Raw genomic sequence first — 25,652 nt, 5'->3', positions numbered from 1 at the left:
CCCCCAAAAGATCGGGCAGTTCCCAGGGGATGCGGCGGTCGGCCTCACCTGCGCGCATCGAGCGAGCACATTTTCATTGCGCGCTCTGCGAGCAAGAGGCCAACTGATGCGTCCCCAATCTTCATCCGCACACCCGCTTCAGCACTTCCTGATAGGCCTCTTCGATCTTTCCCAAATCCTTCCTGAAGCGATCTTTATCCATAGATTCTTTGGTCTTCTGGTCCCAGAACCGGCAGGTGTCCGGAGAAATCTCGTCGGCCAGGATCAGACTCCCCTTGTGCCGCCCGAACTCCAGCTTGAAATCCACCAGGATCAGGTTCCGTTCCTGAAAGAAGGGCGTCAGGAGCCGGTTGATCGTGAGCGCCAGGTCCTTGATCTGGCCGACCATCGCCGGCTCAGCCAGGTTCAACAGACGGATATGCTCCTCGGTGATCAGCGGATCGCCCAGCGCATCGTTCTTGTAATAAAACTCGACGATCGGCGGCGCAATCGCCTCCCCCTCCTTCAGCCCGAGGCGTTTCGCCAGGCTCCCGGCGATGATGTTCCGCACCACCACTTCGATCGGCACGATCCGGACTTTCTTCGTCAGCATTTCGCGGTCGTTGAGCCGCTCGATGAAATGGGTGGGCACGCCGCCGGCTTCCAACAGACGAAAGAGCTTCTCGGAGACCTTGTTGTTCACCACGCCTTTTTCGACGATCGTCCCCTTCTTCTGCGCGTTGAAGGCCGTGGCGTCGTCTTTGAAATATTGGATGACGCGATCCGGGTCCACCGTCTCAAAAATCTTCTTCGCCTTGCCCTCATAAAGCATCGTGCCTTTCATCAATGTCATTAGCGCCCTCTTCCTGTCCGTCTCGTACCGGCTCCCCTGCCGAAGACCCGCTGATAAATCTTGCCCAGGTGCCGCAAGTAGTACCGGGGGTCGAAACAGGCGGCAATCTGCGCCTTGGTCAGCGCCTTGCTGATCACCGGGTCCTTGCCGACCAAATCCTGGAACCCGGCCTTCCCCTTCCAGGCCTCCATGGCGCAGCGCTGCACCGCTTCGTAAGACTCTTTGCGCTGGGCGCCCCGCTCCACCAGTTCCAGCAACAGTCGCTGCGAATAGACCAGGCCGCCGGTCAGGTCCAGGTTCCGCCGCATCCGCTCCGGATAGACCAGGAGGTTTTTGATGAGGTCGGTCAGCCGGACCAGCATGTAGTCCACCAGGATCGTGCTGTCCGGCATGATCACCCGTTCGACGGAGGAGTGGCTGATGTCCCGCTCATGCCAGAGGGCCACGTTCTCCATCGCCGCCAGGCTGTTGGCCCGCACGACGCGGGCCAGGCCGCAAAGGTTTTCCGAGGCGATGGGATTTCTCTTGTGGGGCATGGCGGAGGAGCCCTTTTGCCCGGCGGAGAAATATTCCTCCGCCTCCAACACTTCCGTCCGCTGCAAGTGCCGGATCTCGGTTGCGAACTTTTCGATGCTGGCCGCCAGCAAGGCCAGGGCCGAGAGGTAGGCGGCATGCCGATCCCGCTGCACCACTTGATTGGACACGGGGTCCGGTTGGAGCCCCAGCTTCTTGCAGACATAGGCTTCGACGTGGGGGCCTTGATGCGCAAACGTCCCCATCGCGCCGGAGAGCTTCCCGACCGCGATTTCATCCCGCACCGCCTTCAGCCGAGCCAAATGCCGCCCGGCCTCCTCGTACCAGATGGCCAGCTTGAACCCGAAGGCAATCGGTTCGCCGTGAATTCCGTGGGACCGTCCGACCATGATCGTGTCGCGATGTTCGAACGCCCGTTTTTTGAGCACGGCCAGCAAGCCCTCGACATCCTTCAGAATCAGGTCCAGGGCCTCGGTCATCTGCACGGCCAGCGAAGTGTCCACGATGTCGGACGACGTCAGGCCGATGTGCAGGAACCGGACTTCCTTTCCCACCGGCAGGGCCAGGGATTCCAGAAACGCGATCACGTCGTGCTTGGTGACCTTTTCGATCGTGGCAATCCGTGCCGGATCAATCTTGGCTCTGCGCCGGATGCGGGCCGCCACCCCGCGCGGCACTTCGCCGGCCTTTTCCAACGCTTCGCAAGCCAACAACTCGACCTCCAGCCAGATCTCATACTTGTGCCGGAGGTCCCAGATGGCTTTCATGCCGGGCAGGGTATAGCGCTCAATCATGATGGTCTCGTCGTTCCCGAAACGTATCTCGTATCTCGTCGTTCGTATGTCGTTATTTGGTAGAGCGGCCGTCTTTCTTCACGCTTCACGCTTCACGCTTCACGCCAACCAGTTCGGCCCGCTTGGCCTCCAGTCGCGGGTCTGATTTGAGCACCTGATCCAGAATCCCGTTGACGAACTTTTTTGTCTCCTCGTCCGCGAATCGTTTGGCCAGCTCGAGCGCTTCATTGACCGTGACCTTGGCCGGCACGTCGGGCATATAACAGAGCTCATACAACGCCGCCCGCAGAATGTTGCGGTCCACGATCGGCATGCGGCTCACTTTCCAATTCGTCGCATGGGTGCCGAGCAGCTTGTCCAACTCCGGCCGGTTCGTCAGGACCCCCTCGACGAGCTGATCGGCAAACCGCTTCACCTCCGGTTCGACCTGGTGTTGGGCCTCGAAATCGGTGAGCCAATGTCCGCCCTTTCCATGGACGTCCCATTGGAAAAGGATTTGCAACGCTCGCTCGCGGGACTGTCGGCGAATACCCATATGGCCTTCGGCTTATGCGCCCTCAACCGGATTCATCGTTTCCTTCGGCTGCGAGAGCGTCTCGCGCTGGCTCTGGCGGGCCGGTGCGCGGGCTGCTTCACACCCGGGGTCTTCATCTGCTTCAGCAGGTTCGCCATTTCGATGGCGGTTCTGGCCGCGTCCGCGCCTCGATTGCGCTCGGCGTTTCCCGACCGCTCCAGTGCCTGTTCCACGTTCTCCGTCGTCAACACGCCGAACACGACCGGGATGTCCGCTTCCCAGGCCGCCTGGGCGATGCCCCGGCTGGCTTCCGCGCTGATGTATTCGAAATGGGGAGTCTCGCCGCGAATCACCGCGCCCAGGCAGATCACCGCATCGAAGCGTCCGGAGCGGGCCATGCGGCGCGCCACCAATGGAATCTCGAAGGCGCCCGGCACCATGACCACCTGGATCGCCGGCTCGGCCGCGCCGGCTTTGCCGAGTGCCTCCAGCGCCCCGGCCAGGAGCCGGCCGGTGACAAACTCGTTGAACTTGCTGACGACCAGGCCGAATCGCAAGTCCTTGGCGTCGAGCTGTCCTTCGAGCGGCTTCATGCAGAAACCTTCAGCCGGGCCGAGCCCGGTGGTGTGGCGGCGTTCCGTGAACAACGAATGAGGCAAGTCCGGACGCACCTTAGCAGGTTCGCCCAAAAACTGGCAAGGACTACATGGGCGGAAAGGGTCACACTTTATTTAAGATATGGCCCAGCTTGTTCTTCTTCGTGCGCAGGTAACGCTCGTTGGCCGCGCGGGGAGCGATTTCGATCGGCACGCGCTCGGTCACCTTGAGTCCATAGCCTTCGATGCCGACGATTTTGCGCGGATTGTTGGTGATGAGACGAATCTTCTGGAGCCCAAGATTGACCAGGATCTGGGCGCCGATCCCATAATCGCGCAGGTCCGGTTTGAATCCCAGTTGGAGATTGGCCTCGACCGTGTCGCTGCCTTCATCCTGAAGCTTGTAGGCCCGGATCTTATTGAGCAGGCCGATCCCCCGCCCTTCTTGGTTCAGATAGAGCAACACGCCGCGGCCTTCTTTCTCGATGATCTGCATGGCGCTCTGCAACTGATCACGGCAATCGCAGCGCAACGATCCGAACACGTCGGCCGTCAAGCAGCCCGAGTGAACCCGCACCAGGCAGGGGGAGCCGTCCTCCACCCTCCCCTTGACCAGGGCAATGTGCGTGCCGCCGTCCACCTCGTTTTCGAAGACCACGGCCTCGAACTCGCCGAAAAGCGTCGGGAGCTTCGCACCCGCGATCCGCTTGATAAAGGTTTCGCGATGCATGCGGTATTCGATCAGGGACTTGATCGTGACCAGCTTGATCTTGTGCCGCCTGGCGAATTCCATGAGTTCCGGCACCCGCGCCATGGTCCCGTCTTCGTTCATGATCTCGCAGATCACCCCGGCCGGATAGAGTCCGGCCAGCCTGGACAAGTCCACCGAGCCTTCGGTTTGGCCGGCCCGTTTGAGCACCCCGCCTTTCTGGGCTTTGAGCGGGAAGATGTGCCCCGGCCTGGCCAGGTCGGCCGGCTTGCTCTTCGGATCGATGGCCGTATGGATCGTGGTGGCACGGTCGGCCGCGGAAATGCCGGTGGTGATGCCCTTCCGCGCATCGATGGACACGGTGAACGCCGTCCCGAAGCTGGCCGTGTTCTCGGCCGCCTGAGGCGGCAACTGAAGATCCTCGACTCGTTCCGGCGTCAGCGCCAGACAGATTAAGCCGCGGGCATGTTTTGCCATGAAGTTGATGGACTGCGGGGTGACTTTTTCCGCCGCCATCACCAAGTCTCCTTCGTTCTCCCGATCCTCGTCGTCCACGAGGATCACGAAGCGGCCCTTCTTGATGTCCTTGATCGCCTGTTCGATCGTGTCGAATTCCTGCGCCATGCCCGTCATTCCTCTACGTTCATTCCGGACTGATGTGCCGCCCATTATAGGGGGTCGGCTTGAAAAACGCCACTGCACGGCCTTCCGGAGCGGCATCGGCGCCTGCTTTTGTTTCATTCAGCTCGACTCCTTCGAATCGCGACGACGACGCTCGCCAACGCCATGAGGCTCGCTCCGCCGAATATCAAGAACCCCATCCCGTAGCTGCCGGTGTGATCCTTCAGCAGGCCGAATGAGAGGGGAATCACCATGCCGCCGAACCCGCCTGCCGCCCCGATGACGCCCGATGCCAGGCCGATCTGCTTGGACAGCCGTTCGGAGACCACCTGAAACACCACGCCGTTGCCGAATCCCATGCAGGCCAGCGCCGCCACCATCAACGGACCGGTCCACACCAGACCAGGCAAGGACGCCAGCGTCATGGCGAGGAACGCCAGAACCGGAAACAGCCCCCGCAGCACCGCCAGGCCGCCGACACGATCCGCCACATAGCCGCCGAACGGCCGGGCCAGGCTCCCGGCCAGGCCGCAGAGCGCCGCCCAGGACCCGGCCAGCACCAGATCCAGCCCGTATTGATCATGGAGGAACAAGGGCAGGAAACTGCAAAACCCGACAAAGCCGCCGAACGTCACCGCATAGATGAAGCACAGCCAGTAGACCGAGGGCAGCCTGCCGATATCCTTCAGCCTGCTCCACCAACCGGCTCCCCGTTCCACACGCCCGGCGCCTCCGTCTCCGCGCACCAGCAAGGCGAACCCGGCGGTCGTCGCCAGCACGGGGAGCGCCATGAACCCGAAGACTCCGTGCCACCCGGCCGTTTGCGCCAACCGAGGGGCGAAGAACGTCGCCAGCACCGTCCCGCTGTTGGCCGACGCGGCGATGCCCATGGCCAGCCCCTGGTAGGCCGGCGGATAGGCACGGCTGGCCAGCGGCAGCGCCACCGCAAAACTCGCTCCGGCCGTGCCGAGCAGCAGCCCGATCCCCAGCAGCTCGACAAAACTCTTGGCTCCCATCCAGCCCCAGAGCAGCGCCAGCAGCTCGCTGCCCAGCAGCACCAGGCCCACGGTTTTGGGCCCGAAGGCATCGCTGAGCATCCCGACTGGAATCCGCAGCAACGCGCCGCCCAACAGGGGGACGGCGACCAACAATCCCTTCTGCGTCGCGCTCAGCGCAAAGTCCTCCGCAATGGACACACCCAAGGCCGCGACCAGCAGCCAGACCATGAAGCTGACTTCAAAATGCAGCCACGCCCCCAAGAGCGAGGGCCAATGCCCGCTCCGGATGGCCCTGACGATCTTCTGCACCCAACCCCTCCGTTCCGTCCGACCAAGCCGTCGCCCGCAACGCACACCGGCTCACAGCCGACTCACTGTTTACTATAGGATCGCCCGTTCCCATTTCGCAACCGACACCCCGAGGCTTTGTTCTTGTCCCGGTTGCGTTTATAATCATCCGACCGGGGAAAACCCGCATCCGATACGTCCATACAAAATCACATGACGGACCAGCCACGCCAGACCGACGAAGAGATCGAGGACGCCGAGGTCCTCGACGACGCGAGCCTCGAGCCGGACCAGGCCGAGCTGACGGAAGAGCTGTCCCCGCTCACGGCGTCGGACACCGAAGAGTCGCAGAAAACCGTCATCACGACGGTCGCTCCGGTCACCGCGCTGCAACAGTATCTTGCCGAGATCCGCCGCTACCCCTTTTTGTCCAAAGAGGAAGAGCTCCGGCTGTTTCAGGAATACCAGGTCCAGGGCAGCCGCGAAGCGGCGGTCAAGCTGATCCTGGCGAACCTGCGCGTCTCCGTGTCCATTTCCTCGGAATATCTCCACACAGGCGCGGACCAGATGGACCTGATCCAGGAAGGCAACGTCGGCCTGATGCAGGCGATCAAGAAATTCGACCCGACGAAAAACGTGCGCTTCTACGCCTATGCCGCCTGGTGGGCCCGCGCCTACATCTTGCGGTACTTGCTCAACACCTATCGCCTGGTCAAAGTCGGCACCACCCAGGACCAGCGCAAACTCTTCTACAACCTCAAGAAGGAAAAGGCCAAGCTGGAACGCGAGGGGTTCGTGCCGGACGCGAAGTTGCTGGCCGACCGGCTGAACGTCCGCGAACGGGATGTGATCGAGATGGATCAGCGCCTGGGAAGCTGGGAGCTTTCGCTCGACCAGCCGCTGAACCAGGAAACCGAGGGGACACTCCTCGACATCCTGCCTTCGAAGGAGCCGGCGGCCGACGACCAACTGGCGGACCGCCAATTAAAGGCTCTGTTCCGGATGAAACTGGCCGAGTTCACCAAGGGGCTGCCCGAGCGGGACGAAGACATTCTCCGCAACCGCATCCTCTCGGAAACGCCCCTGACGTTGGACGATCTCGGCCAGAAGTACGGGATCACGAAGGAACGGACCCGCCAGCTGGAAGCCAGGCTGATCAAGCGATTGCGCGACTATCTCAAGAAGGAGATCAAAGACTTCGACCTGCTCCGATCCTAGCCTGACCACCCGGCATATCGCTCGCAAGTATTTGATTTTCAATCACTTATTGGCTCTTTATGGCAAACATCTGAACGCCAAAGAAATTCTCCGCGGCAGCCCTTGACTTGCCCGGTCCCGGCGCTATCTCTCGAGACATCTGCGGCAGCGTCTCGAATCTTCCATTCAGACTGTCTGTTCGAACCCGTTGATGCAGAACTTCGTACATTAAACCCGGTTCGTTCAAGTTAACTTAAGGAGGGAAGTGTTATGTCGACCAAGACCCACCACGAGGAGAAGGAAAAGAAGGGGACGTCCGCCAAGGGATTTCAGCCGCTTGGCGATCGCGTATTCGTGACCTACACCGAGGAGATGGAGCGGACCGCCGGCGGCATTTATGTGCCGGAAACCGCCAAGGAAAAACCCCAGCGGGGCACGGTGCAGGCGATCGGCAAGGACGTGAAGAACCTCAAGGTCGGCGATCAGGTGCTCTTCGACAAGTATTCCGGCAGCAAGCTCCACATCGACAACGAGGACTGCCTGATCCTGAAGGAAGAGGATATCCTGGGCGTCTTCACCAACTAAGCGTTCCGCTCACCACACATCACGACGACACCACGATTAAGGGAGGAAGCAATGGCTAAGCAACTACTGTACAGCGATGCGGCGCGGGCCGCCATCCTGAAGGGCGTCAATCAGCTCGCCGACGCCGTGAAGGCGACGTTGGGCCCGAAGGGACGCAACGCGATCCTGGATAAGAAGTTCGGCGCGCCGACCATCACGAAAGACGGCGTGACCGTGGCCAAGGAAATCGAGCTCAAGAACCCCTACGAAAACATGGGCGCCCAGCTGGTGCGCGAAGTCGCCAGCAAGACCAGCGACACGGCCGGCGACGGCACCACCACCGCGACGGTGCTCGCCCAGGCCATCTACCGCGAGGGGGCGAAGAACATCACCGCCGGCGGCAACCCGATGGAGATCAAGCGCGGGATCGATCGCGCGGTCGAGGTGGTGATTGCGGAGCTCAAGAAGCTCAGCAAGCCCTGTCAGGCCAAGACCGAGATCTCCCAGGTCGGGACCATTTCGGCCAACAACGACAAGACCATCGGCGACCTGATCGCGGAAGCGATGGAGAAGGTCGGCAAGGACGGGGTCATCACGGTCGAGGAAGCCAAGTCCATGTCCACCTCGCTGGACGTGGTCGAGGGCATGCAGTTCGACCGCGGCTACATCTCCCCCTACTTCGTCACCAACGCCGAACGGATGGAAGCCTCCGTCGAGGAACCGTTCATCCTCATCAACGAAAAGAAGATCAGCGGCATGAAGGACCTCCTGCCCCTGCTGGAGCAGGTGGCCAAGATGGGCAAGCCGCTCGTCATCATCGCCGAGGAAGTCGAGGGCGAAGCCCTGGCCACCCTGGTGGTGAACAAGCTGCGCGGCACCCTGAACGTGGCGGCCGTGAAGGCTCCCGGCTTCGGCGACCGCCGCAAGGCCATGATGGAGGATATCGCCATCCTGACCGGCGGCCAGGTGATTTCCGAGGAGTTGGGCCTGAAGCTCGAGAACATTAAGCTCGCCGACCTGGGCCGCGCCAAGCGCGTCACGATCGACAAGGACAACACCACGATCGTGGAAGGCTACGGCGATCCCAAGAAGATCGAAGGCCGCGTGAAGCAGATCAAGGCCCAGATCGAAGAAACCACCTCGGACTACGACCGCGAGAAGCTCCAGGAGCGGCTGGCGAAGATCGTGGGCGGCGTCGCGGTCATCAACGTGGGCGCGGCGACCGAGACCGAGATGAAGGAAAAGAAGGCGCGCGTCGAAGACGCGCTGCACGCGACCAAGGCGGCCGTGGAAGAGGGCATCGTTCCCGGCGGCGGCGTGGCGCTCCTGCGCTGCGTATCCTCGCTGGAAGGCATCAAGGATCTGCCGGCCGAGCAGCTGGTGGGCGTCACCATCGTGCGCCGGGCCCTCGAAGAGCCGATCCGCCAGATCGTCGGCAACGCCGGCATGGAAGGCTCGGTCGTCGTGGACAAGGTGCGCCAGGAAAAGAGCCCCTCGTTCGGGTTCAATGCGGCCACCGAGCAGTATGTGGACATGCTCAAGGCCGGGATCATCGACCCGACCAAGGTCACGCGCTGCGCGTTGCAGAACGCGGCCAGCGTGGCGGGCTTGATGCTCACCACCGAGGTCATGATCACCGACCTGCCGGAAGAGAAGAAGGAACCGGCCATGGGCGGCGGCGGCCACGGCCACGGCATGGAAGGCATGTACTAAGCGAAGCGCTGACAGCCAACAGCTTTCAGCAGTCAGCGGACGGGCCGGGTGGCGAAAGCTACCCGGCCCGTTTGTTTTTGGGCCCATTAGGAGAGACCGGCCGCGGACGGAGACGCGATTCGCTCTGGCTGGCAAGAAGTTTTTAAATGCCAGCTTTAGGGGACAGATACAAGCAAACCGCAGCATTGAGAAACAATGAAAAACATATCCTTTGAGGAGCTAAATAGCATTTTAGCTAGAGGAGCATTTGACGAACTTACGGGCAGACTTGAGTCTGAAACCCTTGAATGCAAGCGAGCGCCGTATCAACTTGACCATGAACGGCAAAAACTTGAGCTAGCAAAAGACGTTTCAGCTCTAGCTAATGTGTCAGGTGGTTATATTTTAATTGGCCCTCAGACCGACAAGTGCGCCTCACAAAGATTAGCAGATGAGATCAAGGAAATAAGCAGATTCGAGGCAAACTTAGTAAATGAGGAACGCTATCATCAAGTGTTAAACGAATGGATATACCCTCGTATCAATGGTGTCGCAATAAAGTGGCACCCTTCAGTGGACGATTCGACTAAAGGAATCGTAGCCATTGCAGTTCCTTCTCAACCGAACCACTCCAAACCATTTCTGATCACAAAAACTCTTGACGAGGAAAGCGGGAAGACAACTCAGCTGATATTCGGATATGCAGAACGCCGGCGGTCCAATGCCGAGCCTACGTCAATAGAAGCAATTCACGCCATATTGAGAGATGGCAACCTCTATAGACCACTCATGGAGAAGCTCGATGCTATTGGCGAGGCAGTCCAAGCAACACAACGTCAACAACTGGAAATCATCGGCAGCCGGCAACCACTAGCCCTGCCAACGCGCCCCTCCCCTGTCGAACTCCTAGATGGTCGAATTGGGATTGTTTTAGGCGAATTAGAACTTGGGCCATTGCACCCCACCTACGTGCTTGCAGCGGCTCCACTTGAGCCTCTTGAATTTCCATCTATCTTCGAATCAAGCGACACAGAGCTTGCGCGTCTTATTGAAAGCCCACTAAAGATTAGGCGTAGCGGCTTTGACATTACTGTCGGCGAACCTACCCGTATCGTAGCAGGAGAACGTCTGCGCACCCTTCTCACAAAAAGTGGCACCTTAAATCTCTGGGCCGACGGAACCGCGATATTCGCCGCGCCTGGAGATGATTTCCTTTCTTGGGGAAGATCGTTGGACATCGGCCCTCCACTCCGCATTAATACACTAGCACTGGCAGAGTCGGCATACATTTTTTGCGACCTAATTCAAAAAGCGTTTGGGCATGCTATTTCGCACCCTCGGACGGTCCATTACAGGCTTGAAATTAAGAACATGACGATAAATCAAACGCCAGCGATCTTAATTCCAGCACCAGTAACTAGCACTGACTGGACATTTGGCCATAAGCTGCACGAAGCACCGGGGGCGTCGAAGGTAATAGATGTTCGCTGGAGTGAACCTACGCTGGATCCTGGCATCATATCCTTCAAACTAATTAGCGCTCTTTATGCCTGGTTCTCGATACCAGAAGATAAGATTCCCTATAGTGAACGTGCAGGAAGCAATAGAGTAATAAGTCTTGAAGAGATCAGACGGCTCAATCCTGGATGAGTCACTAACGTGTGAACTAGGTTGGCTGAGCGTAATCAGGGCAACCTACCACCCTTCGCGCTTTTCTGACCCTCAGGCGAGTTTCTTCAACGCGACTTTGAGCAGGCGGGATTTGGCCGGCGCGGCGAAGAGGTCGCGGAAGGCGCCGTTGACGAGCGTGGTATGTTGCCGGCAGGCTTTCACAAAGGCGGCGCGGCTCGCCTCCCGATTCTTGACCCCGTAGCCGAGACGGACCGCGCATTGCGCCAACTCCTCGTCCCCTTCCGGCAGGGCATGGGTTTGCAGATCGTGCACCATTTGCAGCTTATGTTCCACGTCGCGCAGGAACAGATAGGCTTTGGCCAGCGCCGCCTCCTGATCCGCCGACAGAAACCGCTGCCGGCGCAGGCGCGCCAGGCTGCCCAACGTGCTGCGGTCGAGGATCGCCGGGAGCCGGCGACCGCACAGGACTTGCAGCGCCTGCACCGTGAACTCGATTTCCCGGATGCCGCCGGTCCCCAGCTTGACGTTGCGCCGATCCTGCCCTCTCTGGCTCATCTTCTCGTCGATCATATCTTTCACGGCTTTGACCTGCGCCAGGATGGTCGTGGCCCCTTTCACATCGGACGGTCCTTGCCGCAAGCCCAGGACGAAGGGCTTGATCAGTCGCAGAAAAGCCTTTCCCACGGAAAGATCCCCGGCCACCGGCCAGGCCTTGAGCAGGGCCAGCCGCTCCCAGACCTGCCCGCGCACCTTGTAATACTGCGCGTACTCGGCCAGGGACCGGGCCAGCCGCCCCACCGAGCCCTCCGCGCGTAGCCGCAAATCCACGCGAAACACGGAGCCTTCTTGCGTGACTGCCGTCAGGGCCTTGGTCAGGTCACGCGCCAGATATTCGAAATACTCCTCGTTGGCAATGGCTTCGACCGTCTTGCCCGGAGGGCCTTTCGTCGCCCCTTCATCCGAGCCATACACGTAGATCAAATCCACGTCGGAGCTGAAATTCAGCTCACCGCCGCCCAGCTTGCCCATGCCAATCACCGCAAATCCGGTCGTCACCTGCTTGCCCTTGGCGTCCCTGTGAGTCGGCTTGCCGTGACGGGCCTGCAACGATGCCTCGACCGTTTCGTAGGCGGCTTGAATGAGGACGGAGGCCAGATCCGAGAGGGCGGCGGTCGTCTCCTGCACCCCCGCGAACCGTTGGATATCCCGCAAGCCGATGCGCAGCATGGCACGCCGCTTGAACCGCCGCAGCGCCTCCAGCTTCAACTCGGTGGCCGTGACCGATGCGAGCACCCCGCGGACCTCCTGCTCCAGCGCCTTGCGCGACGGCTGGCGCGCCAGGACTCCCTCCTCGGCCAGCCAGTAGACCAGGAAGGGATCGCGGATCAGCGTCTGGGCCATGGCCGGGCTGTTCCCGAACGTGGCACAGAGCAGATGCACCAAGCGGGGGAACCCGGCCAGGTAGCCGAAGAGCTGCACCCGATTCAGGCCTGCTTCCAGGAACCGCTCCCAGTGGGTCAGCGCCTGATCTGGGTCGGCAGTCCTGGCAATGCCGTCGAGCACCTCGACCAGGAAGGTGGCCAGGATCGCACGGGCCCTCGGCTCCCCGGCCATGGCCTGGATGTTGGCGTCGGCCCGTTTCGGATCGCGAATTCCATAGGGAGCCAGCAGAAAGGCGATCTCCGACTCGGCCAACCCCTTGGCGAACAGCAAGGCGTTCAGCCGCTGGGCTTCATGCCCCGTGCCGGCCGCGATGCGCTTCCAGGTGCCTGCCGTTCTTGTCGTCATGCCGCCGCATTATACCGATGGGTACCTATCCGCACAACGTGCCGCACAATGAGGCTGCGTTTGCGCCGCCTCGACGGTATACTAGACAGGCCATGACGCCCGACGAGCTGCTGACGACCCTGCGTCCGTTATGTCCCGATGTTGACGAGGTGCTGCTGCGCGACTTCGTCTTCCGGATGGACCGCGACTACTTCAGCCGGGTCCCTCCGGACGAGATGGCCCGCCACGTCCGTTTGGCGGCGCGACTTACACCGGAACACCCCTGCGAAATCGCCATCACCGAGCACCAGGATCGGCGATTCGAGTTGACCCTCGTCGCCTACGATTATTTTTCAGAGTTTGCGACGATCTGCGGCCTGTTATCGGCCTTCGGACTGAACATCGAAGAGGGCCAAATCTACACCTTCACAGAGGCCGCCCCGGCGGCGCGAGCCGCTTCGCCCGGCGGATTCCGGGCCAGGCCCAAAACCAAGCCTGGCCTGAGCCGAAAAAAAATCGTCGACGTCTTTCGCGTGCAGCCGGTCCCAGGCGCCTCGTTCGGACCGGAGGCACAACGACGCCTCGCGTCGGAACTCGGCTCCGTGATCGGACTCCTCGACGCCGGACAATTCGAGGAAGCCCGCCATACCGTGAACCGGCACCTCGTCGAGCAGCTCGGCAAGCGCCGCGGGTCGTTCAGCGGCCTGCTCCATCCCGTCCAGATCGCGTTCGACAACGGCCAATCGCCGACGGATACGATCATGGACATCCGGTCGGACGATACCCCCGCCTTTCTCTACGCCTTCGCCAACGCCCTGGCCATGCGCAACATCTACATCGCCAAGGCGCAATTCGAAATCGAACAGGGCAAGCTGCACGACCGCTTTTATGTCCGCAATCGCTACGGGCAGAAACTGACCGACCCGGCCGACCAGCAGCAGTTGCGCCTGACCGCCGTCCTCATCAAGCAGTTCACGCAAGCCCTCACCTGGGCCCCCGACCCGACCAAGGCCCTGGAAGCCTTCGACCAGTTCCTGGACCTGACCGTGCAGGCGACGAAAGGCAAGGCCCAGCAGCAGGCCCTGGCGTTTCTCGCCGACAAGAAGACCTTCCCGCTCCTCGCCCGGTTGCTCGGAGCCAGCGATTTTCTCTGGGAAGACTTTCTTCGCCGTCAACATGGCAACCTCCTGCCGCTCCTCCAAGACTACCGCGATGCGCCGCTCATCAAACCCAAGGCGGGGCTCCGCAAGGAACTCGACCGCCTCGTGGACCGTGCCAAGACCGACGAGGCGCGCAAGGACGCCTTGAACCGGTTCAAGGATCGCGAACTCTTCCGCATCGACATGAAACACATCGTCGAGCCAGCCACCAGCCTGGCCGACTTCTCGCTCGCCCTGACGGAATTGGCCGAAGTGATCGTGGACCGGAGCTTGAAAGACTGCCAAGCCAAGCTGCACAAACAGTACGGCGCTCCCCGCCTGACAAACAAGAAGCCTTGCCCCTTCGCAATCCTCGGCATGGGCAAATTCGGCGGCCGCGAACTGGGCTACGCCTCGGACATCGAGGTCTTATTCGTCTATGGAGGGCCGGGACGCACCAGCGGCAAACAGGCCATCGAGAACAGCGAATACTTCGAGCGTCTCGCCCAGGAACTCTTGCGATGGATCGAGGCGAAGCAGGAAGGCATCTTCCACATCGACGTGCGTCTGCGTCCGCACGGCGGCAAGGGGTCCCTCACGAATCCGCTCGACGAGATCGCCAGCTACTACAGTGTCAAGGGACTCGCCGCCCCGTTCGAGCGGCAAGCCCTGATCAAGCTTCGCCATGTGGCAGGCGACGCAGCGCTGGGGAAACAGGTCGAAGCCCATCGCGACCGCTTCGTCTACGGCGGCGCGCCCTGGGACCTCGCGACCGCCCTCGATCTCCGCCGTCAGCAACTCAAACAACTGGTCGAACCGGGCACGGTCAACGTCAAGCTCAGTCCGGGGGGTGTCATCGACATCGAATATGCCGTGCAATACCTCCAAGTCATACACGGTCATCAGCACGCGGTGCTCCGCACGCCCAACACCATGCAGGCATTGGCCGGGTTGGTCGAATGCGGGATCGTGAGCAGACAGGATGGAGAGAATCTGCGGAAGGCCTATTTCTTCATTCGCATGCTGATCGACGGCTTGCGCATGGTGCGGGGCCATGCGAAGGATTTGGTACTGCCGCCGAGTGATTCAGATGAATTCATCTTCCTCGCCCGCCGCGTCGGCTATACGACGGACGACTGGCAAGCGGGTGCCAGACATTTGCAGACGGACATCGCGCAACACATGACGTGCACCCGCGAGCTGTTCAACAAGCAGTTCGGCTCAACACTGCCGGCCTGATCAGCGGCGCGCCTTCGAGAGAATCTTTTTCATCGCCCGTTCGTCGAAGGCCCGCAGGGTTTCCGTCCGCACGTTCCCCTGGGCTCCGCCGCCGATCATGAGGGCTGTGGCCGTTTCATCGTCCGGCGCCTCGAAGACAATCACCCCGTCATACCGGCCCATGGTCCAGTAGACCGCTTTCACCTTGCCGCCCGCCTTCTTGATCGCCGCGTGGAATTTCGCGGCCCGCTTAACCGTATCCTTCACCCCCCGGATGCCCTGCTCCGTCCACGAGAACAAGCTGATGTAGGTCGCCATGGTTGCCCCCTGTTGACGGTGATAGCTCAACGGCACGCTTGTGTGTGTTACTCTTTGGCACCCTCCTCATCCAGCCCCGCCAGCTCGGAGTATGCGCGCAAGATGTCCGAGACGGACAGGACGCCGATGATCGTGGCATCTTCGGTCGTCGCCAGATGGCGGACCCCCTTGGCCTTCATCAACGCAATCGCCGCAACCAACAGTTCGCTGTCCTCGATGGACAACACCGGCTTGCTCATGCAGACCTCCACCGGGGTCTTGTTCGGGTCCAGACCGCGGCCAGCCCCCTTCCGGCTCAAATCCGTATCCGTGATGATGCCGACATACCGACGGTGATCGTCCACCAACAGCGAGCCGACCTTCCATTTGGAGAACAGCCGACCCGCTTCCTTGAGCGAGGCGTCCTTGTGGATGCTGCGCACATCCGTGGACATATAGTCGGCTACGCGCGCGCCGGCCAGCGGGCTTCTCCCGCCGGAACCTCTGGCGGCCGCTCCGGGCCGGAGTTCGACCAGTTCGGCAATGGCGCTCTCCAGTACTTGCTTGCGCTGATGGAGACTTTCGCGCTGCACGTCATGCGCGCCGCTTTCCTGCGCCTCCTCCGGCACGTTGACTAGGCCGGCCGCCTCGCCCAGCTTGGCATAGGCGTACGTCTCCAATAGCTCCGAGGCTTCCCCAAAGATGCGGCCGAGCAGCCGCTCGGCCGCCGCATCGAACTCTTCCAGGGAAGAGCGGGTTTTTCGCCGGGAGAAAAACGGCTGAAATTTGGCGAGCTGCTCGCGCAGTCGCTCGATATCCCGTTCCACAAACAGGCGGCGCCCCGGCCGCTCGCTGCTTCGTTTCGGCATTGAATGTCCCTGCCTTGCCAAAAGATCGTCGTTACGGTTTCGGCGGCTCGACTCTCCGCAACACCTTGCCCAATATCTGCGGATCCCCCACAAGCTGCGGGGTCTGCTCATTGTTGAAATCCCGTCTGGCCGTGGAGGTCACCTGCGGTTTCAGATAGTCAAACAGCTCCTTGAGCTGGACCACGCCGTCGTGGTCTTGGTCCGCTTCCCCGGCCAGTCCCTTGAGAAAGAAATAGGTCAGCAAGCCGTGGCCCTGCTGTCTGTACGTGCTCGACACCTGCTCGCCGGAACTTGCGGCCAGCACCGCCGTTCTACCGGAAGCCAGCACGGGATTCTCCACCGATAACACCATGGGCCGCATGCCTTGGGCGATGACCGAACGCCCGCCCGCGCCTGAAAAACAGGAATCGAGCACCACAATCGCATCGTTCGTCGGCAGTTTGGCCAGGTTCTCATACAGGCGCTTCAAGGGATACCCCGTGTCGCCGATAAAGGCCGGATCGCCGTCGTAGGGCACCAAATAGGCATCCCCGGTCTTGGCATTGGGCGCTCCGTGCCCGGAATAGTAAATGAACACGCTGTCGCCCTTGGCCACATGGTTGGGAAGCCACGTTTCGACATACTTCTGGATGTCGCTTTTGGTTGCATGGTCGTTCACGCGCAGGACGACGTTTTCCTCCGGATAGCCCAGCACTTTCGTCAGATACTTGGCCATGATTTGTGCGTCATGAGCGGCAAAGTCCGCCTTGGGCAACTGCCCCCGATATTTCTCGATGCCGAACACCAAGGCATAGACATTCTTTTTCACCGGCGCCGTCACGGTCGGCGGGGTATCGACGTCGCTGGATAGGGGGACGTCCTCCATGCCACCGGGCACGAAAGCTTCCATCGGCCCGCCCGGCCTCTGTCGCAGATACGCGAGGAGTTGCTGATTGGATTGGATATCGGCGGCAATATCACGCACCAGGTCGCTCGTGCGTTGCTCGATCTGGGGGACGAAGCTCTCCAACGCATCGGCGTTCTCCATATGAGCAGCCAACGGCCACCCCAACCCGACGGTGAGCACGACGATGAGCGCCCCTGCGCCAACGGTGCCGCCGCTGGCTAAACGAGGAGGGAACCGGGTTTCAGCCTTGTGTTTGCTGACCAGCACACCGGTACGGGCATCCTTGAGGACAAGCTCGATCGTGCAGCGAAGCCCGGCAAGGGCAAACGTCGTTCCTTCCGGCTCATAGGTCGACGTCACAAATGCCAGGAGATCTTCGTTTTTTGGCTGGGCTCGCCCCTCGAACACCGTGACTTCTTCAAACGCATTGGCCAACTCTGTCCGGAGTGCATTGAACACGCCGGGATACAGGTCAACGTCAATCTCCCCTCCCGGCCGTCCAGGCACGATCAGATGTTGAGCCTTCAGCTTGTCATCGAGGGCGAGCCCGACTTTGAGCGGAAGCTTTCTGGCTGGTGGCTCGCCGGCTCGGTGAAAGTTCTCCCGAACTGCGCCAGCTACCGAACAGGCGGTTGTCCCGAGCAGAAGACACGCAACGAGTAGCAGGCGATAGCGCTTCATCCTACCCTGCTTGCCTATCCGGCAAAGGTGTACAAGGCGCCCGAGAAGACCCTGCGGGGATCCCGGTAGCCGAAGAGAGCTCAATCTGAAACGAACGTAGAGATTTGTCAAGCACCGCGCTGGGCTGGATGATAGGAGGTCACGAATAGGCCCGCTCGTTGTGCTGACTGAGATCCAACCCCAACGCTTCCTCCTCGTGAGTCACGCGCAACCCGACCAGCCGGTTGACGAGTTTGAGGATCAGATAGGTCATCGCCAAGGAAAACAGGCCGACGGCCAGGACCGCCACGACCTGCACGCCGAAGAACCCAGGATTGCCGTAGAACAACCCGTCGGCTCCGCCGGGATTCACCGCCTTGGACGCCAGCAGCCCCGTGGCCAGCACGCCAAGCACACCCCCCACCCCGTGAATGCCGACGACATCCAGAGAGTCGTCATATCCGAACTTCCCCTTCCACATGATGGCCAGGTAACTCACCCCCCCGGCCACCAGCCCGATCAGCAGGGCCGAAAAGGGCCCGACATAGCCGGCTCCCGGTGTGACCGTCGCCAAGCCGGCCACGGCGCCGCTGGCCACCCCCAGGACGGTCGGCGTCCCCCGGTGTACCCATTCCACCAAGATCCAGGCGGCGGCCCCGGCCGTGGCCGCCGTATGCGTGGCCAGAAAGGCGGACACGGCCACCTGGTTAGCGCCCAGGGCGCTGCCGGCGTTGAACCCGAACCAGCCGAACCAGAGCAGCCCGGTGCCCAGCAGCGTGAACGGGAGGCTGTGCGGGGCCATGTAATCGGTGCCGTAGCCGTGGCGTTGCCCGAGCACGAAGGCACAGACCAGGGCCGCCGCGCCGGAACTGATATGCACGACCGCCCCACCGGCAAAATCCAAGGCCCCCAGCTGACCCAGCCAGCCGCCGCCCCACAGCCAATGCGCGATCGGACAATACACGAGCAGAGACCAGAGGGCCGAGAACAGGAGCAAGGCGCTGAACTTGATCCGCTCCGCAAAGGCCCCGGTGATCAAGGCCGGCGTGATCGCCGCGAACATCATTTGAAACACCATGAAGGCCTGATGGGGGATCGTCGGGCCATAGGTTGCATGGGGGTCCAAGCCGACGCCGTTCAATCCGATCCAGTCCAATCCGCCGATAAGGCCCTTGACGTCCGGGCCGAAGGCCAAGCTATAGCCGACCAGAATCCACAAAATGCTAACCAGGGAGAGGATGATGAAACTGTGCATGATGGTGCCCAACACGTTCTTGCTGCGCACCAACCCGCCATAGAACAGGGCCAACCCAGGCACGATCATCGCCAGAACCAGCGCCGAGGAGGCCAACACCCAGGCCGTGTCGCCCGTGTCAATTTTGAGCGGAACGGCTTGCGTCTCCGCCCACACCGCTTCCGCGCCCACGATCCAGGCCATGCAGATGAGCCCCGCCAGCCGCCACACCGTCATCATCCAGGCCATGCTCGTCTCCCTTTCTCCCACCGACCTCGCCGACCGCCCCTACGCTGTCTTGTTATAACAGAGGCGCCGGCAGAAATCCTGCTGGCGCCTCCGGCACAGACGGTGAACCCGCATCTTATCCACCGCCCCGCTTGCCTTGCATTTCCTTGTCGTAGAATTCCAGCATCTGGGCGATGTCCTCTTTCGTCATGCCCTGCTCGATCCACTTGTGGCCCTCGTTGCGCAACATCTCTTCGGCCACTTGGGGCGACAGCTCGCGCACGAGCGGCAGGAATTTAATGTAGAAACTCTTGGCGACCTCATAGAAGCCCTGCCAGTGGACATAGTCAGGCGCCATTTTCGAGAGACCGTGCCTCGCCCGCCTCCCTTCATGGTGCCAGAGTTCATAGAACACCCATTCGATCTTTTCATCGTACGGCGTCGGCGTGATCTTTTTCATGGCCAGCAGCTTGTCCATCGCCGTTTTGGCCGGCTTGCCGAACTTTTCGTTGTACAAGGTGATCCCTTGATCCATCTGCGTAAAGAACCGCTCCACGATCTGTTCGCTGTGGCAGGAGGAGCAGACTTGCTTCATGCCCTTCCGCCGCTCGTCGAAGTTCTCAAGCCGCGTCGAGACCACCGGACGCAACGTCCAACTGATGCGATCGCCCACGTCATGCGTCACCTCCTGGGTGCCGGTGGCGCTCATATGGCAGGTGGCGCAAGTGGGATAGAGATAGTCCTTGCCGGGCATCCACTTCTCCGACGGATTGGCGAGCTTCATCTTTTCTTTGTTCGCGGTGAACATGACGCCGTGCTTGCTCTCCAAGTAGGCCTCGATCTGCGGATGGTCCGGTCCCATGTGGCAGCGGCCGCAGCTCTCCGGCTGCCTGGCCTGTTCGATGGAGAAACTGTGCCGTGCATGGCAGGCGGCGCAGGTGCCCTTGGAGCCGTCCGGATTCACCCGACCGATTCCGGAATTCGGCCAGGTCGCCGGATGCAGCTTCCCTTTTTCCATCACCTTCACCACGCTGCCGTGGCAGCCGGCGCATCCGGAGGTGACGACCTCCGGCCCTTCCACGACGTTCCCCAGGAAATTGTCGAGGGAGCCGGTAAACTGGGCCGCCTTCGCATGATGGGATTTGCCGAACTCCTTGGCCTCCTTGTCGTGGCACTTCATGCAGTCCTTCGGCGTCACCAACGTCGAAATCAGCGCCCCCTCATGGTCGTACGCGTCCGCGTCGCCCTTCTCGGCCCGATGGCATTCGATGCAGCCGATCCCTTTCGGCGCATGGCGGCTGACTTTCCAATCGTTGATTCCGCCGACCGCCACATCCTTGGCCATGTGGCAATCGATGCACTTCTTGTTCTCGGCGGAAATGAACGGCCGGAGCCCGCCGCCGCGCCGCTCCTCCACCTGCACATAGCCGACCCCGGTGAGCGCCAGAAACAAGACGAGGCACAGGCCCCCGATCAGGTAACGGGTGAAGTTCAACTTCCCGTTCTGCATCTCTGTCTGTACTTCGTCCGGATCTGCCACAAATCCTCCTCAGGAGCTCTCAGCTGCAACCATCAGCTTCGTCTGGAAGCTGATGGCTGAGCGCTGACGGCTTCCTAGCTCTCTTTCACATCCACAAGTCCAACAGCATCAGCCCCGCAAACACCCCCACCGCAACGGTTCCGACCAGCGCATTGACAACCGCCATGGGCCAGCCTCGTTGTGACAACATCCGATCCACAAATGGATAGACCACAAAGAGTCCCGCCCCGCCCAGGAGACTCCAGAGCGAAAGCGGCGCCGGCAACAGGGTAATCCACATATAGGCGGCAGAAAAATACCAGGGCGGCGAAACATCGGAGGCCACCTCTTGCGGGTTGGCGGGCGGACCCAGCCCAGGAGGAAAAATCATGACCAGGTCCGTGAGCAGCACCAACAAGCCGATCGCCACCGCCCCCATCATCATCGTATGTTCCGGATAAAAGGGATGGAACCCGCGACTTCCCTTCACTTCCGCGAAACCCAGGATGCGGACCACGAGCACATGTCCAAGCACCAGACCGCCCAGAAGCGCCGGCAACAACTTGGTATGGAGATCGTACAAGCGCAACAAGGTTCCCCCTGAGACTTCTTCCCCCCCTCGCAGGAGATACATCAAGGGGGTGCCGACGATCGGTATCGTTCCCAGCATGTTGGTGACCACCGTCATCCCCCAGTAGGAGACGTTGTCGTAGACCAAAGAATAGCCGGTGAAGCCCATGGCTAGAGTCACGAACAACACGACCGACCCGCTTACCCACTTCAACTCCCCAGGGGTCCGGTAGGCTCGCGTCACAAATACCCGGATGACGTGAAAGAGAACGAACAAAATCATCAGGTCGACGGAGAACTTGTGGAGGCCACGGATAAACCATCCCAGGTAGACCCCGTTGGTGATCTGATCGACGCTCTCGTAGGCTTTCTCCGGCGAAGGCACATAATAAAAGGTCAGCATAAGGCCCGTCGCCACCAGGATCCCAAAGAGGGTCAAGGGAATCGCCCCCAGCGTATAGGGCCACCAATCCAGGTGCTCGGGCAGGTCTTTCTGGATGTAGTCGATCCAGTTCTTCTGAACCGGCCCGTCGGCTGTTGTCGCCTGTGTCGGTGAAGCCACCGATCCCATTGATTGCTCCCAAGAGCGTTCAGCCTTCAGCAATCTGCCGTCAGCTTCCGGACGAAGCTGATGGCTGACAGCTGAGAGCCGACCACTATCCGTTCTGGATGTTCACGTACAACTGTCCGCCCCGCTTCACGACATCGAATCGATCCAGCGGCCTGGGGGGAGGCCCGGCGATGTTCTTTCCGGTCTTGTCGAACCTTCCCTGATGACAAGGGCAGACGAACTCTTCCCGTTCCTTGCTCCAGGACACCAGACAACCCAGGTCCGTGCAGCGCCTGGAAAAGGCCGCCACCCCTTCATCCGAGCGCAGCACCATGATCTTGTGGCCGCCCAGCTCCATCGACAGCGCCTCTCCGAGCGGCACCTTCGACTCAGCCCCGATCAAGACCGCGTCGTACCGCCTCGGCTTCGGTCTTGGCACCAGGAACTGGACAAAACGAAGGGCCAGAGTCCCCATGCCAAAGAGCAGCCCAAACCCCATCACCGCTTGGCTGAGAAACCTTCGTCGCCCCGCGTCATCGTGGATAATCGCCATGCTCAAGACCGTGAATGGTGAAGGGTAAAAGGTAAAAAGTACACCGCTCGACAGAGCGTACGGACGGATTTCAGACCCATCCTCCCGCTGGCATTTCACGACCGTTCACTTTTCACCTTTCACTTTTTACGAATATCCTTTTTCCCCATGCTGCGTCAGATCCAGTCCCATCACTTCGGCCTCTTCGTCCACACGTGGGGACAGAATAGCACCCAGCCCCTTCACCAGCAGATAGGTCATCCCCCCGGCAAAGACCCAGACAGCCAGGACAGCCACACATTGCACAAAAAACTGATAGGGGTAGCCGTAGAAGAGCCCGTCGCTGCCGTCCGGGTTCACCGCCGCAGAGGCAAAGAGTCCCGTCGCGATCATCCCCCAGGTGCCGCCGACCGCATGCATCCCGAACACATCCAACGAATCGTCGTAGCCCAGAATCGGCTTCACGAAGTTCACCACCATGTAGCAAAGTCCACCGGCCCCGATTCCGATGACCAGCGCCGAGAGAGGGCCGACGTAGCCGGCGGCCGGCGCGATGGCCACAAGGCCGGCGACGCCTCCGCTGACCGTTCCCAAGACCGTGGGTTTCTCCCGTTGCACCCATTCCACCGCAGTCCAAGCCAATGCGGCCGCGGCCGCGGAAGCCTGGATGGCCACGAAGGCGCTTGTTACCGTGCCCATGGTGGTCATGCCCTGGCCTGAGGCAAAGCCGCACCAGCCGACCCACATCAGACCGGCACCGCAGACCGAGAGCGGCAGATTGTTCGGCCGCATCTCCGTTCGCCCATGCCCTTTGCGAGGCCCGATCAGGATCGCGGCGACCAGAGCCGTCACGCCGGCGCTGACATGCACCACCGCCCCGCCCGCAAAGTCCAGGCTCCCTATGGAAACCAGCCAGCCATCCCCCCACAGCGAATGCGCGAGCGGACCGTAGACCAGCAGAACCCAACAGAACCCAAACAAGAGAAAGAACGAACAGCGGGTCCGCTCGACGATGCCGCCCGCCACCAGTGCAAGCGCCAATGCCCCGGAAAGGACGAGAGACACATACCGCAGGGGCGTTCCCCCAAGCCCCAGGCCAGCCATGCTGCGCCCCCTGGCCCCCAGATCCATCGCCCCGACGCCGACAAGCCAACAGAGCGACACCAGCACCAGGGCCAACAGCGGCAAGGCCAACGTGTTCAGAACATTTTTTCGACGCACCATCCCAGCATAGAATAATGCCACGCCGGGAACGGTCAGCATGGCCAATGTCGTGGCGATCAGCAGCCAAGCCGTATGATCGGCGCCTTCACCGGGCATGAATCAGATCGCCCCCTCGCCCGTTCGATTCAGCGACACGCAATACCGGCACCCGCCGTCGCGCCGCAGGAACACCAAGCCGGAACGGCTCAACCGGTCGATCGCCAGAAACACTTGCGCCCAACTGACGGTCGGCTGCAGAGAGGCCAGCTGCTCCATCGTCTGAGCCCCCTTCACTGTCAGCGCGTCAAGAAGTCGTTGTTCAACCCCGGAAGCAGACTCCAGTTCCGTCCGAGGCAAAGATAGGCCACGCATGGCGCTCTCCATAAGACACCTCCTTGTCGTCTTGGGCAGGGATCATTCACACGACCCAACAAGGCTCAAGGAGAAATGAGCAAGTTCAGTGCCACACAAAGAAGCGACAAATGACTGGAATTAGAGATGAGAATCGGACCTACCACCCACATTCCGGACAATTTTGTCGGATGTCTGACAAAATAGCTGGGTCTGTGACGGGTATGGCAGGAGAAAGGACAGAACTCACGCACAAGGGGCACCGTCGACCAAGAGGCCGACAGTGCCCCTCTACAGTGATGACAGGTACGTTAGAAGGTCTTGTATTCGAGCCACTTCCCGTTCAGTGTGATCTTGCACCGGGCTTCTCCGTGGCTGCCAGTGACCTTATCCATATCGATCGTAAAATCGATCGCGCTCATGATCCCATCGCCGAACATTTCGTTGGCCTGTTCCCGCATAGAGTCGCCGTAAACCCCGATAATCTCCAGCAACCGATACTTGAAGGGATCGGTCGTGTTAGGGAAATCGGTCCGGACCGGAAACTTCGACAGAGATTCGGTTGTGACTTTGTCCAGCCCCAAGGCCTTCCCGATCTTCGCCGCCTCCTTCGGCGGCAGCCGATGGGTGCCGTTCAACACCGCCGCCACGAACGTCGGGTTCCTGCCCACAAGCTTGGCCACCTGGGCGATCGTCATCTTCTTGGCCAACCGCTTGGCCTTGATTACATCTCGAGCTTTCTTCGCTTCCATCCTTCCCTCCTGGTTTAAGGCGGGCTACCGCAGCCCGCCACTCTTACCGTGTTTATTCAGAAGCGGACGACCAACGGCGGGACGGAGCTCGCCTCCTCTGAGTCCGACCCGTCGGCGACCGGCGCATGCGACGCATGGCGGACCAAAAAATGAATGATGTGGTTCCTCAACTTGTAATAGTGGGGATGTTCGATGACCGAGTCGCGGGAACGCGGCCTCGGGATCGTCACGTCCACGATTTCCGCGATACGCGCCGATGGGCCGTTCGTCATGAGCATGATCCGATCCGAAAGGAGAATGGCCTCGTCCACATCGTGGGTCACCATAAAAACCGTATTGCGGGTCGTGTTCCACATCTGGACCAGTTCCTCCTGGATGACACCTCTCGTCAAGGCGTCGATTTGCGCGAAGGGCTCGTCCAGCAACAGCACCTTGGGTTCGATTGAGAATGCCCGCGCCAGCCCCACCCGCTGCTTCATCCCGCCAGACAGGGCTATCGGCCGCTTGTCTTCCGCGCCCGTCAGCCCTACCAATGCGATGTACTTACGCACGTGCTCGGCAATCTTCTGACGATCCCAATCCGGATAAGCCGCCCGCACTGCCAGCCGGATGTTTTCGAACACGGTCATCCACGGCATCAACGAGAAGTTCTGGAAGACCACCATGCGGTCCAGCCCGGGGCCTGAGACCTCTTTGCCGTTCAGGATGATGCCGCCCTCCGTCATGGTTTCCAATCCCGCGATGATGTTCAGCAACGTGCTCTTGCCGCAGCCGGAGTGGCCGATCACCGTGACGAATTCGCCCTTCTCGATTTTGATCGTCGCATCTCGGAAGATGCAGACGCGACCGTTGCCCGACTGGCTCGCAAAATACTTGGTGACATGATCGATTTCCAGAAATGCCATG

General features: G+C 60.8%; 23 protein-coding genes. 5 read left to right on the top strand and 18 right to left on the bottom strand.

The window, feature by feature from the left end; all coding sequences use genetic code 11:
* Positions 1-121: 121 nt before the first annotated feature.
* The 6 genes from EPO61_11805 to EPO61_11780 form a co-directional block, all read right to left on the bottom strand.
* Positions 122-826 carry a phosphoribosylaminoimidazolesuccinocarboxamide synthase gene (locus tag EPO61_11805; protein TAJ07892.1) on the bottom strand — a complete coding sequence of 235 codons (705 nt, stop codon included), beginning with the start codon at positions 824-826 and terminating at the stop codon, positions 122-124.
* 5 nt (positions 827-831) lie between these two features.
* On the bottom strand, positions 832-2,160 hold the full coding sequence (locus EPO61_11800) for an adenylosuccinate lyase (GenBank protein TAJ07806.1): 1,329 nt from the start codon (positions 2,158-2,160) through the stop codon (positions 832-834).
* Between the two features lie 85 nt (positions 2,161-2,245).
* Entirely contained in the window at positions 2,246-2,695 is a 450-nt protein-coding gene (nusB, locus tag EPO61_11795; protein TAJ07805.1) for a transcription antitermination factor NusB, read from the bottom strand.
* A 32-nt stretch (positions 2,696-2,727) separates the two neighbouring features.
* Entirely contained in the window at positions 2,728-3,267 is a 540-nt protein-coding gene (locus tag EPO61_11790; GenBank protein ID TAJ07804.1) for a 6,7-dimethyl-8-ribityllumazine synthase, read from the bottom strand.
* Between the two features lie 127 nt (positions 3,268-3,394).
* On the bottom strand, positions 3,395-4,603 hold the full coding sequence (locus EPO61_11785) for a bifunctional 3,4-dihydroxy-2-butanone-4-phosphate synthase/GTP cyclohydrolase II (protein ID TAJ07803.1): 1,209 nt from the start codon (positions 4,601-4,603) through the stop codon (positions 3,395-3,397).
* A gap of 113 nt (positions 4,604-4,716) precedes the next feature.
* On the bottom strand, positions 4,717-5,907 hold the full coding sequence (locus tag EPO61_11780) for a NarK/NasA family nitrate transporter (GenBank protein TAJ07802.1): 1,191 nt from the start codon (positions 5,905-5,907) through the stop codon (positions 4,717-4,719).
* A 192-nt stretch (positions 5,908-6,099) separates the two neighbouring features.
* On the opposite strand from EPO61_11780, the gene EPO61_11775 reads away from it, so the two are divergent.
* The 4 genes from EPO61_11775 to EPO61_11760 all read left to right on the top strand — a co-directional run bounded on the left by EPO61_11775 (position 6,100) and on the right by EPO61_11760 (position 10,989).
* Positions 6,100-7,104 carry a sigma-70 family RNA polymerase sigma factor gene (locus EPO61_11775; protein TAJ07801.1) on the top strand — a complete coding sequence of 335 codons (1,005 nt, stop codon included), beginning with the start codon at positions 6,100-6,102 and terminating at the stop codon, positions 7,102-7,104.
* Between the two features lie 249 nt (positions 7,105-7,353).
* Positions 7,354-7,668, top strand: a complete 315-nt coding sequence (locus tag EPO61_11770; GenBank protein ID TAJ07800.1) for a co-chaperone GroES — start codon at positions 7,354-7,356, stop codon at positions 7,666-7,668.
* A 51-nt stretch (positions 7,669-7,719) separates the two neighbouring features.
* Positions 7,720-9,360, top strand: coding sequence for a chaperonin GroEL (gene groL, locus EPO61_11765; protein TAJ07799.1), 1,641 nt, complete (start codon positions 7,720-7,722; stop codon positions 9,358-9,360).
* 195 nt (positions 9,361-9,555) lie between these two features.
* A complete protein-coding gene (locus tag EPO61_11760) occupies positions 9,556-10,989 on the top strand; it encodes an ATP-binding protein (protein TAJ07798.1) in 1,434 nt (477 codons plus the stop codon).
* Positions 10,990-11,061: 72 nt separating this feature from the next.
* On the opposite strand, the gene EPO61_11755 is transcribed toward EPO61_11760, so the two are convergent.
* Entirely contained in the window at positions 11,062-12,759 is a 1,698-nt protein-coding gene (locus EPO61_11755; GenBank protein ID TAJ07797.1) for a hypothetical protein, read from the bottom strand.
* Positions 12,760-12,776: 17 nt separating this feature from the next.
* Here EPO61_11755 and EPO61_11750 point away from each other — a divergent pair, with 17 nt between their 5' ends.
* Complete coding sequence (locus EPO61_11750) at positions 12,777-15,116, top strand: hypothetical protein (GenBank protein ID TAJ07796.1); 2,340 nt, start codon at positions 12,777-12,779, stop codon at positions 15,114-15,116.
* On the opposite strand, the gene EPO61_11745 is transcribed toward EPO61_11750, so the two are convergent.
* The 11 genes from EPO61_11745 to EPO61_11695 all read right to left on the bottom strand — a co-directional run bounded on the left by EPO61_11745 (position 15,117) and on the right by EPO61_11695 (position 25,651).
* The gene (locus tag EPO61_11745) at positions 15,117-15,413 is read right to left on the bottom strand and encodes a GYD domain-containing protein (protein TAJ07795.1); all 297 of its coding nucleotides are present in this window, start codon (positions 15,411-15,413) and stop codon (positions 15,117-15,119) included. It lies immediately after the preceding gene.
* Positions 15,414-15,460: 47 nt separating this feature from the next.
* Positions 15,461-16,372: a CBS domain-containing protein gene (locus tag EPO61_11740; protein ID TAJ07794.1), complete on the bottom strand. Its 912-nt coding sequence runs from the start codon at positions 16,370-16,372 to the stop codon at positions 15,461-15,463.
* On the bottom strand, positions 16,293-17,828 hold the full coding sequence (locus EPO61_11735) for a caspase family protein (protein ID TAJ07793.1): 1,536 nt from the start codon (positions 17,826-17,828) through the stop codon (positions 16,293-16,295). The genes EPO61_11740 and EPO61_11735 overlap by 80 nt, the downstream gene beginning before the upstream one ends.
* Positions 17,829-17,967: 139 nt before the next feature.
* Positions 17,968-19,185, bottom strand: coding sequence for an ammonium transporter (locus EPO61_11730; GenBank protein ID TAJ07891.1), 1,218 nt, complete (start codon positions 19,183-19,185; stop codon positions 17,968-17,970).
* A 220-nt stretch (positions 19,186-19,405) separates the two neighbouring features.
* Positions 19,406-20,809 carry a cytochrome C552 gene (locus EPO61_11725; GenBank protein TAJ07792.1) on the bottom strand — a complete coding sequence of 468 codons (1,404 nt, stop codon included), beginning with the start codon at positions 20,807-20,809 and terminating at the stop codon, positions 19,406-19,408.
* A gap of 85 nt (positions 20,810-20,894) precedes the next feature.
* Positions 20,895-21,929, bottom strand: a complete 1,035-nt coding sequence (locus EPO61_11720) for a hypothetical protein (GenBank protein TAJ07791.1) — start codon at positions 21,927-21,929, stop codon at positions 20,895-20,897.
* Positions 21,930-22,014: 85 nt separating this feature from the next.
* Positions 22,015-22,461 carry a Rieske (2Fe-2S) protein gene (locus tag EPO61_11715; protein TAJ07790.1) on the bottom strand — a complete coding sequence of 149 codons (447 nt, stop codon included), beginning with the start codon at positions 22,459-22,461 and terminating at the stop codon, positions 22,015-22,017.
* A 126-nt stretch (positions 22,462-22,587) separates the two neighbouring features.
* The gene (locus tag EPO61_11710) at positions 22,588-23,760 is read right to left on the bottom strand and encodes an ammonium transporter (GenBank protein ID TAJ07789.1); all 1,173 of its coding nucleotides are present in this window, start codon (positions 23,758-23,760) and stop codon (positions 22,588-22,590) included.
* Between the two features lie 3 nt (positions 23,761-23,763).
* Complete coding sequence (locus EPO61_11705; GenBank protein ID TAJ07788.1) at positions 23,764-24,015, bottom strand: hypothetical protein; 252 nt, start codon at positions 24,013-24,015, stop codon at positions 23,764-23,766.
* 290 nt (positions 24,016-24,305) lie between these two features.
* A complete protein-coding gene (gene cynS, locus EPO61_11700) occupies positions 24,306-24,746 on the bottom strand; it encodes a cyanase (GenBank protein ID TAJ07787.1) in 441 nt (146 codons plus the stop codon).
* Between the two features lie 56 nt (positions 24,747-24,802).
* Complete coding sequence (locus EPO61_11695) at positions 24,803-25,651, bottom strand: ABC transporter ATP-binding protein (GenBank protein ID TAJ07786.1); 849 nt, start codon at positions 25,649-25,651, stop codon at positions 24,803-24,805.
* Position 25,652 lies beyond the last annotated feature (1 nt).

Source organism: Nitrospirota bacterium (genome assembly GCA_004296885.1).
In the GTDB taxonomy this organism is placed as follows: domain Bacteria; phylum Nitrospirota; class Nitrospiria; order Nitrospirales; family Nitrospiraceae; genus SYGV01.
Note: the sequence above shows the minus strand (reverse complement) of the source record. Positions and strands in the feature narration are given on the sequence as shown.